Origin of the sequence: Aquabacter spiritensis (genome assembly GCF_004346185.1) — a bacterium.
GTDB lineage: Bacteria > Pseudomonadota > Alphaproteobacteria > Rhizobiales > Xanthobacteraceae > Aquabacter > Aquabacter spiritensis.
This window is the reverse complement of record NZ_SMAI01000010.1, coordinates 151,786-167,903: the sequence shown is the minus strand read 5'-3', so window position 1 is coordinate 167,903 and position 16,118 is coordinate 151,786. Positions and strand designations below refer to the sequence as shown.

Here is a 16,118-nt window from a genome sequence, read left to right as displayed (position 1 = left end):
TACTGGCTGCGGACTAATGCTCGGCGCGTGGACGGAGCGGGGGCGGCAAGACCCCTGCGCACAGGAGTCGCGCTCCATGACAGAGTTTTCCAGCAAACGGTATGACGTGATCGTGGTCGGCGGGGGCAATGCGGCTCTGTGCGCGGCCTTGTCGGCGCGCGAACAGGGCGCCAGCGTGCTGATGCTGGAGCGCGCGCCCCACGCCGAGCGGGGCGGCAATTCGGCCTATACCGACGGCCTGATGCGGGTGGTCTATGAGGGCGCGGACGACATCCGCGCCTTCGCCCCGGACCTGACCGACGCCGAGGTCGAGAGCGCGGATTTCGGCAGCTATACCGAGGATGATTTCTTCGACGACATGGCCCGGATCACCCAGTATCGGACCGATCCGGACCTGTGCGAGATCCTGGTGCGCAACAGCAAGGCCACCATGCTGTGGATGCGCGACCAGGGCGTGCGCTTCATGCCGAATTTCGGCCGGCAGGCGTTCAAGGTCGACGGACGGTTCAAATTCTGGGGCGGCGCGACCATGGTCGTCGCCTCGGGCGGGCCGGGCCTCGTCGACGCGCTCTATGCCGCCGCCGAGAAGAAGGGCGTGGACATTCTCTACGAGGCCTGGGTGCGCGAGCTGGTGCACGACGATGCCGGCGTGCAGGGCGTCGTCCTCCAGTATGAGGGGGCGAGCCATACGCTGCGCGGCGGCGCGGTGATCCTCGCCTGCGGCGGGTTCGAGGCGAACGCCGAATGGCGCGCCCGCTATCTCGGACCGGGTTGGGACCTCGCCAAGGTGCGCGGCACCCGCTTCAACACCGGGGACGGCCTCGACATGGCGCTGAAGATCGGCGCCCAGCCCTGCGGCCACTGGTCCGGCTGCCACGCCACCGCCTGGGAGCGCTATGCCAGCGATTTCGGCGACCTCAACGTGACGCCGCAATATCAGCGCCACTCCTACCCCTTCGCCGTGGTGGTCAACAAAGACGGCCACCGCTTCATCGACGAGGGCGCGGACTTCCGCAACTACACCTATGCCAAATACGGCCAGGCGGTGCTGGCCCAGCCCGGGCAGGTGGCCTGGCAGATCTACGACGCCAAGACCCGCCACCTGCTGCGCGACGAATACCGCGCCCGCAACGTCACCAAATTCACCGCCGACACGCTCGAAGCCCTCGCCGACAAGATCGAAGAGGTCGACAAGGCCCAGTTCCTCCAGACGCTGGCCGCCTTCAACGCGGCGGTGCAGGACGACGTGCCGTTCAATCCCAACGTCAAGGACGGGCGCGGCGCCCCGGGCCTGCCGGTGCCGCGCTCGAACTGGGCGTGCAAGATCGATACGCCGCCTTACGAGGCCTATGCCGTGACCTGCGGCGTCACCTTCACCTTCGGCGGGGTGCGCGTGACCAATTCCGCGCAGGTGGTGAACACGGCACAGGCGCCGATCGGCGGCCTGTTCGCGGCCGGCGAGATGGTCGGCGGCATCTTCTACTTCAACTATCCCGGCGCCTCGGGCCTGACTTCCGGGGCGGTGTTCGGCCGGCTCGCGGGCCGCAGCGCGGCCCTCTTCGCTCTCGGCCGGAGCACGGACGCACCGGTCGCCGCCCGCAAATTCGGCTGAGGCCGCCGCCGGCCGCCGGCCGGCGCACCGCCCGCTAACGATCCAAGGAGCAGTTTCGATGAACGTCGCCGTCGACCCGACCGTTACCTCCCCCACCCGCGCTCTGGCCGAATTCTCCGTCGGTCTGCGCTACGAGGACCTTCCGGCGGACCTCGTGGTCAATGCCAAGCAATGCATCCTCGACAGCCTCGGCTGCTCGATCTTCGGCTCGGACAAGCCGTGGACGCTCGCCGTCGCCCGCGTCGTGGAAAAGCTCGGCCAGGCCGGCAGCGCGAGCGCCTTCGGCATGCCGCTGCGCGCCGACCCGACCGGCGCCGCCTTGATCAACGGCACCGCCGCGCAAGGCTTCGAGCTGGATGATTGCCACGACCAGTCGATGTCGCATTACGGCGCCGGCGTCGTGCCCGCGGTGCTCGCGGTCGCCGAGGCCTTCGGCCCGTTCGACGGCAAGGACCTGATCCTCGCCACCGTGGTCGGCTACGAATGCGGCACCCGCATCGGCAATACCGTGTCGCCGCATGCCTTCACGCGCGGCTTCCACCCCTGCGGCCTGACCTCGACCTTCGCCTCCGCCGCCGCGATCGGCAAGCTGCTGGGCCTCGACGTGGATCAGTTCGTCAGCGCGCTCGGCCTCGCCGGCTCGCAGGCCGCCGGCCTGATGGCCTCGCAATATGGCGCGATGGCCAAGCGCTTCCATTCCGGCAAGGCGGCGCAGAACGGCATCCTCGCCGCCATGTGCGCGAAGGAAGGCCTGACCGGCGTGCGCAACGTGCTCGAAGCGCCTTATGGCGGCTTCTGCTCGACCTATGCCGCGCAATACGATCTCAGCTATGCCACCAACGGGCTCGGCACCGCGTTCGAGATGCGCCACAACGGCTTCAAGCGCTATTCCTCGCTCGCCTCCAGCCAGACCTCGGTCGACGCGCTGCGTGCGATCCGGGAGACGCACGGCGTGACGGGCGAGGACGTCGCCGGGGTTTTGGTCGAGACCACCGAAATGGTGCACCGCCATTGCGGCTGGCCCTATGTTCCGGCGGAGACCATCACGGCGCAGATGAACCTGCCCTATACCGCCGCGGTGACGCTGCTGGAGGGCAACGCCTTCGTCGACCAATATAGCGACGACAAGCTGCGCGATCCGAAGATCCTCGATCTCGCCAACCGCGTCGAAGTGGTGGTCGCGCCCGACCTCGACGCGCTCGGGCCGCATGAAATGCGGGCGGTGCGGGTGACCGTGACGACCAAATCGGGCGAACGCTTCACCCATGCCCAGACCTACCGCTCCGGCCATTGGAAAAACCCGCTTTCGGACGAGACGCTGAAGGCGAAGTTCCGCGACCTCGCGGGCCGTCGCCTCACCGCCGCGGCGGTCGCCGAGGTGGAAGCCATCGTCTCGACGCTGGAGACCCAGGCGGCTCCGGCCGGCACGCTCGGCGCAGCCCTGCAGAAGGTGCGCTGACGGGCCGCCCCCTCCCCCGTCCGCGGGGGAGGCTTTCTCGCATTTCCGAAGGGACAGGGACCATGGGACAGCCGACATCCGAGCGCATGCTCGCCCACACGCTCGCCGATTTCGCGTCGGGCCTCAGCTTCGACCGCATCCCGGCGGAAGTCCGCACCGCCGCGCTCTGGCACATGGTCGATTCGATCGGGGTGTGCATCGCCGGGGCGAGCCCGCGCGAGGAGAGCGGCCAGGCGGCGGCGAAGCTGGCACGGCAATGGGCGGGCCCGGGCGCCAGCGTCATCGGCATCGGATCCAGCGTGCGCCCGGAAATGGCGGCGCTGCTCAACGGCGCGCTCGCCCAGGCGCTCGAAATGGACGACAAGCACGGCTCCTCGCTGGCGCGCCCCGGCTCGACCGTCACCCCGGCCGTGCTCGCGGTGGCGCAGGCCAACGGCCTCGACCTCGCCGACGCGATCACCGCCGTCACGGTCGGCTATGAGGTCATGATCCGCCTCGGCTTCGTCGCCGGCGACCGGTTTCTGGAGCGTGGCTACCACACCTCCTCGCTGCTCGGCGGGTTCGGCACCGTGGCGGCGATCGGCTCCCTCCTGAAGGCGACGCCGGCCGAGATCGTCGACGCGCTCGGCATCGTCGGCACCTTCGCCGCCGGCATCCAGGAGGCGACGCGGACCGGCTCGACCTCCAAGATCCTGCATGGCGGCTGGGGGGCACATTCCGGCATCCTCGCCCTCGATCTCGCGCGCGCCGGCATCACCGGTCCGGCCTCGGTGTTCGAGGGCAAGTTCGGCTTCTTCTCCTGCTTCCTTACGCCGATCACCGGCGCGCTCGATTTCGCGATCGCGGCGGAGGGCCTCGGCAGCCGCTGGTACACGCCGGAGACCGCCTACAAGCCCTATCCCTGCTGTCAGTTGCTGCACGCCTTCATCGAGGGCGGCAAGCAGATCCGCGCCGAGCTGCGCGCCGACGGGGTCGGGCTCGACGCGATCGAGCGCATTTCCTGCCAATTGGCCGAGCCGGGCCTGACTTTGGTCACCGAGCCGAAGGACCGCAAACTGGCGCCGAGCCATCCCCACGAGGCGCGCTTCAGCCTGCCCTACGGCGTCGCGACGACCCTGGTGCACGGCGATGTCGACGTCGAATCGTTCCGCGTCGAGCGCCTGTCCGACCCGGTGGTGCGGCGGATCGCGGCCCTGGTCGTGTCCTCCGAGGATCCCGATTCGGATTATCCCCAGCACTGCCCGGCGATCCTGGAAGTCACCGCCAAAGGCAAGCTCTACCGCCGCCACGTGCGCTTTCATCCCGGCTCGCCCGAGGCGGCGCTCACCCCGGACGATGTGCTCGACAAGTTCGCCCGCAACGCCTCCTGGCTGTTCGGCCCGGAGGCCCGCGCGGTCGGCGCGGCGCTGACGCAGACCGCCGAGAGCGCGCCGGTCGACGCATTGTTCCGCCGGATCGCGGCCGAAGCGGCGCGGCGGCCGGTGGCGGAGGCGGTCTGAGCCATGGCCCTGACCTCCGAGTCGCCCCGCCCCGCCACCGCGCTGCGCCGCTTCGACACACTGTTCATCGGCGGCGAATGGGTGGCGCCGCGCTCCGGCCGGCGGATCCGCTCGATCGATCCCGCGACCGAAGAGGTGTGGGCCGAGGTCGCGGAGGCGGACGCGGCGGATGTCGACGACGCCGTCGCGGCGGCGCGGGCCGCCCTGCACGGTCCCTGGAGCCGGCTCACCCCGAGCCAGCGCGGCGAACTGATGCTGCGCCTCGCGGCTCTGATGCGGCGGGACGCGGCCGCGCTCGCCGAGATCGAGAGCCGCGACAATGGCAAGCCGCTGCGCGACACCAAAAGCGAAATCGCCCGCGCCGCAGACTGGATCACCTTCTTCGCCGGCGCGGCGGACAAGATCAACGGCGCGCAGATCCCGTTCCGGCCCGATGCGCTGGCTTATACCCGGCGCGAGCCGGTCGGCGTCGTGGCGGCGATCCTGCCGTGGAATTCCCCCATTTCGCTCTGCTCCTGGAAACTCGGTCCGGCGCTGGCGGCCGGCAATACGCTGGTCCTGAAGCCGGCGGAGCAGACCCCCGCGAGCCTCCTCGCCCTCGCCGCTTTGGTCGCGGAAGCCGGCTTCCCCGCCGGCGTCGTGAATGTCGTGCCGGGGTTCGGCGAGATCGCGGGTGCGGCTCTGGTCGCCCATAAGGGGGTCGCCAAGGTGTCGTTCACCGGCGATCACCGCACCGCGCAGAAGATCATGCAGGCGGGGGCGGCGACGCTGAAGCGCTGCACCTTCGAATGCGGCGGCAAGTCGCCTTACATCGTGTTCGCGGACGCCGACATCGAGAAGGCGCTCACGGTCGCGCTGCACAGCGCCTTCCGCTCCACCGGCCAATCCTGTTCGGCGGGCTCGCGGATCTTCGTCGAGCGCCCGTTGGCGCGGGCCTTCGCAGAACGCATGGCGGAGCGCGCGCAGCGCATCCGGACCGGCGATCCGCTCGACCCCAAAACCCATATCGGCCCGCAGACCTCGGCCGAGCAGCTGGCCAAGACCGAGCGCTATATCGCGCTCGGGCGCGAGGCGGGCGGCCATGTTCTTTCCGGCGGCCGACGGCCGCCGCACCAGCCGCGCGGCTATTTCATCGAGCCGACCGTGTTCGTCGATGTCGAGAACACCTCCCGCCTCGCCCAGGAGGAGGTGTTCGGCCCGGTCGCGGCGGTGATGCCGTTCGACGACGAGGACCATGCCGTCGCGCTCGCCAACGACACGGATTATGGCTTGGTGGGTGGGCTGTGGACCTCGGACGTCTCCCGCGCCCACCGCGTCGCGCACCGCATCGAGGCCGGGCTCGTCTCGGTCAACACGTTCCGCCCGGTGCATTGGATGCTGCCCTATGGCGGCTACAAGATGAGCGGGATCGGCCGCGAGAACGGGCTGGAAGTCCTCCACGAATATACCCAGACCAAGACCGTGGTGGTGGAACTCGCAACCGGCGCGCCGGCCGACCCGTTCGCCGATTGAGCAAGCGAACCGCCGGAAGGAACATCGCGCAGCATAATAGTTGACTGGGGGTAGGATAACGAAACTGCATACCGGATTCGCAATCGGTATTTGATCCGCTCCCTGCCCCCCCTAAGCTCCGCCCAAAGAACCGCGACGCGTCACGCCGAAGACGGTTCATCAAAACACCCAGGGAGAAGACGCCATGTTTCTGCGAACCGTGGCCGCGGGCCTTGCGGCACTGACGCTTGCGATTGCAGCGCCGGCGGCGCGCGCCGAGCAGCCGATCTCGATCGTCGTCGCCTATGCGGCCGGCGGGACCACCGACACGCTCGCCCGCATCATCGGCGCGCGGCTCGCGGACAAGCTCGGCACCCAGGTCATCATCGAGAACAAGGCCGGCGCCACCGGCCAGATCGGCTCGCGCTACGTCGCCAAGGCGGCGCCGGACGGACGCACGCTGCAGATCGCCACCCAGACCACCCATGCGGTCGCCCCGGCGCTCTACCCCAATCTGGGCTACGACCCGCTGAAGGATTTCACGCCGATCTCGCTGGTCGCGTGGTCGCCGCTGGTGCTGATCACCAATCCGGCCTTCCCGCCCAAGACCGTCCAGGAGCTGATCGCTTATATCAAGGCGCGGCCGAAGGAGGTGAGCTTCGCCACCGGCGGGCGCGGCGACGGCTCGTTCATGGCGGCGATGTTCTTCAACAATATGGCCAAGATCAACCCGGTGGCCGTGCCGTTCCCGGGCGAGGCGCCGGCCCTGCCCCAGGTTCTCGGCGGCCAGCTGCCCTATATGTTCTGCTCGGCCCCCACCGCCGCCGCGCCGGTCGATGCCGGCCAGCTGCGCGGCCTCGCCGTGACCTCCAAGGTGCGCGCCTCGAACCTGCCCAACATCCCGACCATGGCCGAATCCGGCCTGCCGGGCTACGAAATGGTCAATTGGTGGGGCTTTTTCGGCCCGGCGGGCATGGCCCCCGATCTGGTCCAGAAGCTCAACACCGCCTTCGTCGAAATCCTGAAGGAGCCGGAGACGAGCGCCAAGCTGAAGGGGCTCGGCTACGAGCTGACGGGCACCTCCTCCGACGAATTCAAAAAATATGTCGGCACGGAAATCGAGAAATGGGCGGCTCTGGTGAAGGCCGAGGCCGCCGTCCAGCAGCAATAGGCGGCGCCCGCACGGCCGTCTCCCCGCGCTCCGGTCCGCGCCGCCGTCCCGGCGCCGCGGACCGGCCCGTTCTCGAACGCCTGAAGCCGGAGCTTGCGGCATGACGCATCGCCCTCCCCGACCGAGATCGTCGCGCGCCGCGGTGCGCGACCCTCAGAACCTCGCCGCCGGGCTGGTCCTGCTGGGGTTCGCCGGCCTCGCCTGGATCGCGTCCGCGGGTCTGGAGATGGGCACTCTGTTCGTCATGGGTCCGGGACTGGTGCCGCGCGTCCTCACTTTGTGCCTCGCCGCCTTCGGCCTTTTCCTCTGCGCCAGCGCTGTGGTCCAGGACGGAATGCCGGTGCGCCTCGCCGATTTCAGCGCGGTCCTGCTCATCGCCGCCTTGATCGCGGCGGCGGCGGCGGCAGGAAGCCTGCTTCCCGGCGGCGCCGTGATCGGCCTGCCCCCGGCGGCCTTCGTCTTCTGCCTGCTTTATCTCGTGGTGATGGTGGCGCTCGCGGTGCTGTGCGTGCGGCGCTCGACCTGGCTCGACCGGAGCGGCCTGCGCGGGCCGGTCTTCGTGATCGGCGGGGTGATCGCCTTCGCCTTGACGGTGCGCTCCGCCGGCCTGCTGGTGTCCGGCCCGCTGCTCGCGCTGATTTCCGGCGCCGCGGCCCCCGACACGCGGTTCGGCGAACTGGTGGTGTTCGCGATCGCCGTCACCCTGCTCAGCGTCGGCCTGTTCAAATATGTGCTGCAGCTGCCGGTGCCGGCGCTGATCATCCCCGGCATCGTCTATCTGTGAGGGGTGATGGAGATCCTCAGCAATCTCGGCACGGGCTTTGCCGCCGTCCTCCATCTCGTCGACGTCGCCATTCCCGGGATCGGCGTGGTGCCGCTGCCGGTCAACATCTTCCTGTGCTTCACCGGATGCCTGGTCGGCACGCTGATCGGCGTGCTGCCGGGGGTGGGGCCGATCGCCACCATCACCATGCTGCTGCCCATCACGTTCGGCCTGGAGCCGACCGGGGCGCTCATCATGCTCGCCGGGATCTATTACGGCGCCCAATATGGCGGCTCGACGACCGCGATTCTGGTCAATATTCCCGGCGAGGCGACCTCCGTCGTCACCGCGATCGACGGCCATGAGATGGCCAAGCAGGGGCGCGCCGGGTCTGCGCTCGGCATCGCCGCGCTCGGCTCCTTCTTCGCCGGCTGCGTCGCGACTCTGGTGATCGCCGCGCTCGCTCTGCCGCTCACCCGCATGGCGCTGATGTTCGGGCCGGCGGAATATTTCTCGCTCATGGTCATGGGCCTGGTCTTCGCCGTCGTGCTGGCGCACGGCGCGCTCTCAAAGGCGATGGCGATGATCTTCCTCGGCCTGCTCCTGTCGACGGTCGGGACCGACCTCGAAACCGGCGAGGAGCGGCTCACCTTCGGCTTCCCGCCGCTCGCCGACGGCATCGATTTCGCCGTGCTCGCCATGGGAATCTTCGGCTTTGCCGAGGTGCTGCGGAATCTCGGGATCGACGAGAAGCGCGACCTCGTGTCGAAGCCGATCGGCCGGCTCCTGCCCTCGCCCGCCGAATTGCGGCAATCGGCGATGCCGGTGGTGCGCGGCACCTTCATCGGCGCCCTGCTCGGCATCCTGCCCGGAAACGGCGCGGTGCTCGGGCCGTTCGCCTCTTATTCCATGGAAAAGAAGCTGGCGCGCCAGCCGGGCCGTTTCGGGCGCGGCGCGATCGAAGGCGTGGCCGGGCCGGAAAGCGCCAACAATGCCGGCGCGCAGACCTCCTTCATCCCGCTTCTGACCCTCGGCGTGCCGCCCAATGCGGTGATGGCGCTGATGGTCGGCGCGATGACCATCCAGGGCATCATTCCCGGCCCGCAGGTGATGACCCGGAACCCCGATCTGTTCTGGGGCATGATCACCTCGATGTGGGTCGGCAATCTGATGCTGCTGGTCATCAATCTGCCTTTGATCGGGCTCTGGGTCCGGCTGCTGCGGGTGCCCTACCGGCTGCTCTTCCCCACCATCCTCGTCTTCTCCTGCATCGGCATCTATTCGATCAATAACAGCCCGCTCGACGTGGTGATGACGGCCGGCTTCGCGCTGGTCGGCTACAGCCTGATCAAGCTCGGCTTCGAGCCGGCGCCGCTGCTGCTCGGCTTCGTTCTCGGCAAGCTGATCGAGGACAATCTGCGCCGCGCGCTGCTGATGACGCGCGGCAGCCTGATCGGCGTGCTGGAGCGGCCGATCAGCGCCGCCCTGCTGCTGATCGCGCTGGCGGTGCTGGTCGCGGCAATCCTTCCGGCCTTGCGCAAGAGCCGCGACCGGGTGTTCGCGGAATGAGACCCGCTCAGGCGTCGTGGCCGAGCAGGCGGGGGAGAGCCGGGCCGAGCGCGTCCGCGGCGGCGCCGCGCCAGGCGACATAGCCGTCCGGCCGCACCAGCCAGGCCGCCCCGCCATAGGACGCGGCGAAGCTACCCGCGGCGTCCTCCACCAAGGTCACGCCATAGGGGTCGTCGAGGTCCGCCCCGGCCGGCGCCACCGCGACCACCCGCAGGTCCAGGCCGAGCCCCGCGAGAAGTCCGGCCTCGGCCTCGATTGCGGCGAGATCGCCGGCATCCGCCACCGGGCGCAGGAGAACGTGGGCGGTGCCGCGCAGCAGGTCGAACAGGCGCAGCGGGAACCCCACCCCCCTGCGCCGCAGACCGGCGGCGTCGGGCGCGCGATCGCCCGGCTGGAGGCCGGCCTCTTCCGTGGCGGGCGCAATGATCGGCGAGCCGCGATAGTCGACTTTGATCTGGGTATGGGCGAGGCGGTCGGGCGGGCGGCGCTCGCGGCCGAGCGCCATGCTCTCCTCCACGGTCCGGGCGATCACCCGCTCCGCTTCCGGCAGGCGCTCCGCCTCGTAACTGTCGAGCATGGCCGGACCCGCCACGCCCTTGAGGACCAAAGCGAGCTTCCAGGCGAGATTATAGGCGTCCTGGATGCCGGTATTCATTCCCTGGCCGCCGGTCGGGGGATGAATGTGGGCGGCGTCGCCGGCGATGAAGACGTCGCCGACCCGGTAGCGCGCCGCCAGCCGCATGGAGATGCGGTATTGCGACGACCAGCGCAGATCGGAGACCACGGGCGGGGCGTCCATCACGCGGTCGGCCGTCGCCTGGATGTCGGCCAGAGCGGGTCCGAGCCGCTCGGACTGAATCCCATGCACGACATCTTCGCCCGCCGGCGCGGCGAAATCGCCCGGCGCGAGCATGGAGACGCGGTAGCGCCCGCGCTCGGGCAGCGGGATGGCGATGAACATGTCCGGCGCCTCGTCCGCGCCGCGCAGCCGCAGCGCGCGCAGCGCCACCCCCCGCGGCAGCTCGGCGCCCTCCGGCCAGGCGAGATGGACGTCGCCCAGCATGAAGGGCATCGGGAAGGCTTCGCCCTCGAACGGAATGTCGAGCAGATGACGCACCACGGAATGGGCGCCGTCGCAGCCGACGAGATAGCGGACCTGCGCCACCTCGGCGCCCCTCGGGCCGTCGAGGTCGACGCTCACACCCCCGTCCGCCTGGGTGAAGGACACGAGCCGCACGCCGCGCTCGACCGATCCGCCGAACCGCGCGAGATGCGCGGCCAGCACCCGTTCGGTCTCGCCCTGCGGGACGCCGAGGGCGGCATAAGGCAGATCGGACAGGTCGGTCATGGCATCGTGCGGCGGCATGCCGGGCATCTGGGTCCGGGTGCCGGTCAGCCACAGCCCGGCCTCGATCATGGCCCGGGCGACGCCCATGTCCTCATAGATTTCGAGCGTGCGCGGGGTGACGCCGATGGCACGGCAGAAGGGCAGCGGCGCCGCCCGCGCCTCGACGATCCGCACCCCGACGCCGTGCCGCGCCAATTCCGCGGCGAGCGCGAGCCCCACCGGCCCCGCCCCCACGACCAGAACCTCCGCCGCGTTGCTCCGCATGCCCCACCCCACGTCTTTGCCCCGAAATCCGCGATCCGATCAGGCGCCGCGGCCGTGTGCGGGAGACTAAAGGGCCGTTCCGCGCAGCGACAGATGCTTTCGCCGGAAGCCGCCACGTCTACCGGTTCAGCGCGGCCATGGCGGCCTCGGGATAGCGCGTGCCCGCCACCGCCTCGGGTGGGAACAGCGCGTCGAGATCGGCGATTTCCTGCGCCGACAACGTGATCCCGGCGGCGGCGACATTCTCGTGGATATAACGGATGCGCCGGGTGCCGGGGATCGGGATCACGTCGGCATTCTTGTTCAGCAGCCAGGCGAGGGCGAGCTGCGCCGCGGTCACGCCCTTGGCGGCGGCGATCTCCCCGAGCGCCACGGCGAGCTTGCGGTTGGTCTCCAGCGCTTCGCCCTGAAAGCGGGGATTGTTGCGCCGGAAGTCGGTCGGCGCGAGCGCGTCCGGGCCCGAGACGGTACCGGTCAGGAAGGCGCGGCCGAGCGGACTATAGGCGACGAAGGCCGCCCCCGCCGCCCGCACCGCCGCCAGCATCCCGGCCTCGGGGTCGCGGCTCCACAGCGAATATTCACTCTGCACCGCCGCGATCGGGTGGACCGCATTGGCCCGCTGGAAGGTCTCCACCGCGCATTCCGACAGACCCAGCGCGCGCACCTTGCCCTCGTCCACGAGACGGGCCATCGCGCCGACCGTGTCCTCGATCGGCGTCTTGGGGTCGACGCGGTGCTGGTAATAGACGTCGATCACCTCGACGCCGAGGCGCGTGAGGCTCGCCTCGCAGGCGGCGCGCACATGGTCCGGCCTGCCGTCGATGCCGAGCCATTCGCCGTTCGGCCCGCGCACCACGCCGAACTTGGTCGCCAGCACCACCTTGTCGCGCCGGCCTTTCAGGAAGCGGCCGATCAGCGTCTCGTTATGGCCCCAGCCATACATGTCGGAACTGTCGAAGAAGGTGATTCCGGCGTCGAGCGCGGCCTCCAGGGTCGCCAGCGAGGCGTCGTCGTCGCTGGGGCCGTAGAATTCCGACATGCCCATGCAGCCGAGGCCGAGCGCCGACACGGTGAGGCCGGAACGGCCGAGAGGGCGGCGATCCATGATCGACCTCGCAGAATTTGAAGAGCGTCGGCCCGGATGGGCCGGGAGCGGGACCGCCGGAGCTTACGCCGCCAGGGCCACCGCGACAATCGCCGCGAGGGCGCGGGGTTTGCCGCTTGACGCCGCGCAAGGGCGCCGATACGCCCGAACCATGCGTGTGCGCGCCTTCATCACCGGCCTCGCCGGCCCCGAACTGCTCGATCAGGAACGCGCCTTTCTGAAGGAGGCGGCGCCCTGGGGGCTGATCCTGTTCGCGCGCAACGTGCAGACGCCGCAACAGGTCAAAGCCCTCGTCGAGGAGGCGCGCGCGGTGCTCGGCTGGCGCGCGCCGGTGCTGATCGACCAAGAGGGGGGCCGGGTGCAGCGCCTGCGCCCGCCGCATTGGCGCGAATATCCCCCCGCCGAGGTGTTCGGCCGGCTCTATGGCGAGGATCCCGCGGGCGCGCTGGCCGCGACCCGGCTCAATTCCCGGCTGATCGCCGCCGACCTCGCCGAACTCGGCATCGACGTCGACTGCCTGCCGGTCGCCGATCTGCGCCTGCCGGAGGGTCACGGCATCATCGGCAACCGCGCGTATGGCGACACGCCGGACGTGGTCGCGGCGCTCGCCCGCGCCGCTGCGGAAGGCCTGCTCGAAGGCGGCGTGCTGCCCGTGCTCAAGCATATTCCCGGCCATGGCCGCGCCCCGGTGGACAGCCACGAGCGGCTGCCCCGGGTCGAGGCGCCGCGCGACGTGCTGGAGCGGACCGATTTCGCCGCTTTCCGCCCGCTCGCCGACCTGCCGCTCGCCATGACCGCCCATGTGGTCTATGCGGCGATCGATCCCGACCATCCCGCGACCACCTCCCGCATCGTCATGGACGAGGTGGTGCGCGGCTTCATCGGTTTCTCCGGCCTGGTGATGAGCGACGATCTCTCGATGGGCGCACTCGCCGGCACGGTGGCGGAGCGGGCGGCCGCGGCGCTCGCCGCCGGCTGCGACATGCTGCTCCACTGCAACGGACGGATGGACGAGATGATCCCGGTCGCCGCCGAGGCGCCGCTGCTCGACGGCCGCGCCGCAACCCGCGCCGCCTCCGCGCTCGGCGCCCGCATTGCGCCGGCGGCGCTCGACCTCGACGCAATGCGGCGGGAGCTTGCGACCCGCGTCGACAAGCCCGCCTGACCATGAGCACGTCCCCCGGAGACGATTTTTCCGAGGATCCGCCGCGCACCGCCGGGGACGAGGCCTTCATGGTCGATATCGAGGGGTTCGAGGGCCCGCTCGATCTGCTGCTCGCCCTCGCCCGCACCCAGAAGGTGGATCTGACGCGCCTTTCGATCCTCGCGCTCGCCGACCAGTATCTCGCCTTCATCGAGGCGGTGCGCAAAGTGCGGCTCGAGCTCGCCGCCGATTATCTCGTGATGGCCGCCTGGCTCGCTTATCTGAAGTCGCGCCTGCTCCTGCCGCCGCCGCCCGCCGAGGAGGGGCCGAGCGCGGAGGAGATGGCGGACGCCTTCGCCCGCCGGCTGCGGCATCTGGAACGCATCCGTCAGGCGGCCGCCCGCCTGATGTCGCGCACCCGGCTGGGGGTCGACGTCTTCCCCCGCAAAGTGCCCGAGACCGCGCCGGGCGCCCCCGACCGGGTGGTCTATGATGCGAGCCTCTACGATCTCCTCGCCGCTTATGCCGGACAGCGCCAGAGGCAGGCGCTGTCCTCGGTCACGCTGAAGACCCGGGCGGTCTGGTCGCTCGCCGAGGCGCGGGCGCGGCTGGAGCGGCTGCTCGGCACGGCGCTCGGAGACTGGCTGCGGCTCGACGATTTCCTGGCCGATTTCCTCGCCTCCCCCGAGCAGCGCGCGACGGCGCTCGCCTCGAGCTTCTCGGCCTCCCTCGAAATGGTGCGCGAGGGCCAGCTCGACATCCGCCAGGACGCACCGTTCGGCCCGCTCTGGGTGCGGGCGCGCCCGACCGAAGCGAAGCTGCTATGACCCGCGCCGCGCCGCGCATCGACCTGTTCGACGTCCGCCCGCTGGACGAGCGGGAAGCCGCTCTGGTGCGCGACCTGCGCATCGCGGAGGCGCTGCTGTTCGGCTCGGCGCTCCCGGTCGATCCCGGCACGCTGGCGGCGCATCTCGGCAAGGACACGGACATTCCCGCTTTGATGGACGTGCTCGCCGCCGATTATGCCCGGCGCGGCGTGAACGTCGTGCGGGTGGCCGGCGGCTGGATGCTGCGCACCGCCCCCGACCTCGCCGAGGTGGCCGGGGCCGGGGCGCCGGAACTGCGCAAGCTGTCGCGCGCCGCGACCGAAGTGCTGGCCATCATCGCCTATCACCAGCCGGTGACGCGCGCCGAGATCGAGGAGATCCGCGGCGTCTCGACCTCCAAGGGGACGCTCGACGTGCTGCTGGAAACCGGCTGGGTCCGGCTGCGCGGCCGGCGCCGGGCGCCGGGACGGCCGGTCACCTATGGCACGACGCCGGCCTTTTTGGTGCATTTCGGACTCGACGCGGTGCACGATTTGCCGGGGATCGAGGAAATGAAGGGCGCCGGACTGCTCGATCCGCGGGTGCCCTCGGGCTTCGCCATTCCCCTGCCCTCGGACGACGACCGGCTGCGCGACGACGAGGAGCCGCTGGAGCCGGAATTGCTCGACCTCATCCTGACGCCGGAGCCCGACGCCCCGGACGCGGACGAGGACGCCCCGTGAGGTCGATCGTGCGCCAGCATGCCCCCGTCAGCTTTGCCAAGAGCCTCGGTTTCGAGGACGTCCACCTCGCCTTCGGCGCGGTCGAGGCGGTGCGCGGCGTCACCCTCGAAGTGCGGCCGGGAGAGGTGATGTGCCTGCTCGGCCCGTCCGGCTGCGGCAAGACCACCTTGCTGCGCCTCGCCGCCGGCATCCAGACGCCCGATCGGGGCCGCGTCCTGATCGACGGACGGGAGGTCGCCGGCCCAAACGCCTTCGTGCCGCCGGAGCGGCGCGGCGTCGGGCTGGTGTTCCAGGACTATGCTTTGTTCCCCCACCTCACCGTTCTCCAAAACGTGATGTTCGGGCTCGCCGGCCTGCCGCGCGCCGCCGCGGCGGCCGAGGCGCGCCGCGCGATCGAACGGGTCGACCTCGCCGGATCCGCGGACGCTTATCCCCATGAATTGTCCGGCGGGCAGCAGCAGCGCGTCGCGCTCGCCCGCGCGCTCGCCCCGCGTCCCGGCATCCTGCTGCTCGACGAACCCTTCTCCGGCCTCGATCGGCGGCTGCGCGACCAGGTCCGCACGGACACCCACGCTTTGCTGCGCGACGTGCGGGCGACCGCCATGCTGGTCACCCACGATCCGGAGGAGGCGATGCGCCTCGCCGACCGCATCGCCTTGCTGCGGGCCGGGCGGCTGGTCCAGCTCGGCACGCCGGAGCAGCTCTATCGCGCGCCCGCCGATCTCGGGGTCGCGCGCTTCTTCTGTGAATTGAACGAATGCCCCGCGCGGGTCGCGAACGGCGTCGCCGACACGCCGATCGGCCGCTTTCCGGCTCCCGGTCTGCCGGACGGCGAGGCCGTCGCCGCGTTGCGGCCGCAGGGAATTCGCCTGACCCGTGCAGGCGGCGGGCTGCCGGGCCGGGTGATCGAACGGCGCTTTCTCGGCGAGGTCGACCTGCTCCTGGTCGCGGTCGAGGGGCTCGACGCCCCGCTTGCGGCACGGCTTCGCCTAGGGGAAGGTGTCGGCGCGGGGACCGACGTGCACCTCGCGATCGACGCCGGGGAAGTCCTTGTTTTCGCCTTGTCCGGGTCCTAGTGTCGCCGTTCGAAGCGCGCGCCTGCGGGAGACATCCCGGGGCGGGCCAACACAACATCCCGGCGGCG

13 protein-coding genes are annotated in these 16,118 nt (G+C 70.3%); 11 read left to right on the top strand and 2 right to left on the bottom strand.

The features are described from left to right. Positions 1 to 76: 76 nt before the first annotated feature. The 7 genes from tcuA to EDC64_RS15900 all read left to right on the top strand — a co-directional run bounded on the left by tcuA (position 77) and on the right by EDC64_RS15900 (position 9,564). On the top strand, positions 77 to 1,612 hold the full coding sequence (gene tcuA, locus EDC64_RS15930; protein ID WP_132033122.1) for an FAD-dependent tricarballylate dehydrogenase TcuA: 1,536 nt from the start codon (positions 77 to 79) through the stop codon (positions 1,610 to 1,612). A 58-nt stretch (positions 1,613 to 1,670) separates the two neighbouring features. Next, entirely contained in the window at positions 1,671 to 3,071 is a 1,401-nt protein-coding gene (locus tag EDC64_RS15925; RefSeq protein ID WP_132033120.1) for an MmgE/PrpD family protein, read from the top strand. Between the two features lie 62 nt (positions 3,072 to 3,133). Then, complete coding sequence (locus EDC64_RS15920) at positions 3,134 to 4,570, top strand: MmgE/PrpD family protein (RefSeq protein WP_132033118.1); 1,437 nt, start codon at positions 3,134 to 3,136, stop codon at positions 4,568 to 4,570. 3 nt (positions 4,571 to 4,573) lie between these two features. After that, positions 4,574 to 6,082 carry an aldehyde dehydrogenase family protein gene (locus EDC64_RS15915; RefSeq protein ID WP_132033116.1) on the top strand — a complete coding sequence of 503 codons (1,509 nt, stop codon included), beginning with the start codon at positions 4,574 to 4,576 and terminating at the stop codon, positions 6,080 to 6,082. Positions 6,083 to 6,266: 184 nt separating this feature from the next. Beyond that, positions 6,267 to 7,232, top strand: a complete 966-nt coding sequence (locus EDC64_RS15910) for a tripartite tricarboxylate transporter substrate binding protein (RefSeq protein ID WP_132033114.1) — start codon at positions 6,267 to 6,269, stop codon at positions 7,230 to 7,232. Positions 7,233 to 7,332: 100 nt separating this feature from the next. Next, positions 7,333 to 8,016: a hypothetical protein gene (locus EDC64_RS15905; RefSeq protein ID WP_132033112.1), complete on the top strand. Its 684-nt coding sequence runs from the start codon at positions 7,333 to 7,335 to the stop codon at positions 8,014 to 8,016. 3 nt (positions 8,017 to 8,019) lie between these two features. Beyond that, positions 8,020 to 9,564, top strand: coding sequence for a tripartite tricarboxylate transporter permease (locus tag EDC64_RS15900; RefSeq protein WP_420808964.1), 1,545 nt, complete (start codon positions 8,020 to 8,022; stop codon positions 9,562 to 9,564). A 7-nt stretch (positions 9,565 to 9,571) separates the two neighbouring features. Here EDC64_RS15900 and EDC64_RS15895 read toward each other — a convergent pair whose 3' ends face one another. Together EDC64_RS15895 and EDC64_RS15890 are read right to left on the bottom strand one after the other, a co-directional pair. After that, entirely contained in the window at positions 9,572 to 11,176 is a 1,605-nt protein-coding gene (locus EDC64_RS15895) for an FAD-dependent monooxygenase (protein WP_132033108.1), read from the bottom strand. Between the two features lie 118 nt (positions 11,177 to 11,294). Beyond that, positions 11,295 to 12,281 (bottom strand): aldo/keto reductase, encoded by a 987-nt coding sequence (locus EDC64_RS15890; protein WP_132033106.1) that lies wholly within the window; start codon positions 12,279 to 12,281, stop codon positions 11,295 to 11,297. Between the two features lie 151 nt (positions 12,282 to 12,432). Between EDC64_RS15890 and nagZ the strand changes: the two genes are divergently transcribed. The 4 genes from nagZ to EDC64_RS15870 are packed head-to-tail and all read left to right on the top strand — an operon-like array spanning position 12,433 to position 16,050. After that, positions 12,433 to 13,446: a beta-N-acetylhexosaminidase gene (nagZ, locus tag EDC64_RS15885; protein WP_132033104.1), complete on the top strand. Its 1,014-nt coding sequence runs from the start codon at positions 12,433 to 12,435 to the stop codon at positions 13,444 to 13,446. A gap of 2 nt (positions 13,447 to 13,448) precedes the next feature. Further along, positions 13,449 to 14,252, top strand: a complete 804-nt coding sequence (locus EDC64_RS15880) for a segregation and condensation protein A (protein ID WP_132033102.1) — start codon at positions 13,449 to 13,451, stop codon at positions 14,250 to 14,252. Further along, complete coding sequence (scpB, locus tag EDC64_RS15875; protein ID WP_132033100.1) at positions 14,249 to 14,974, top strand: SMC-Scp complex subunit ScpB; 726 nt, start codon at positions 14,249 to 14,251, stop codon at positions 14,972 to 14,974. Before EDC64_RS15880 ends, scpB begins: the two co-directional genes overlap by 4 nt. Continuing rightward, positions 14,971 to 16,050: an ABC transporter ATP-binding protein gene (locus EDC64_RS15870; RefSeq protein WP_245504732.1), complete on the top strand. Its 1,080-nt coding sequence runs from the start codon at positions 14,971 to 14,973 to the stop codon at positions 16,048 to 16,050. The genes scpB and EDC64_RS15870 overlap by 4 nt, the downstream gene beginning before the upstream one ends. Positions 16,051 to 16,118: the final 68 nt, after the last annotated feature.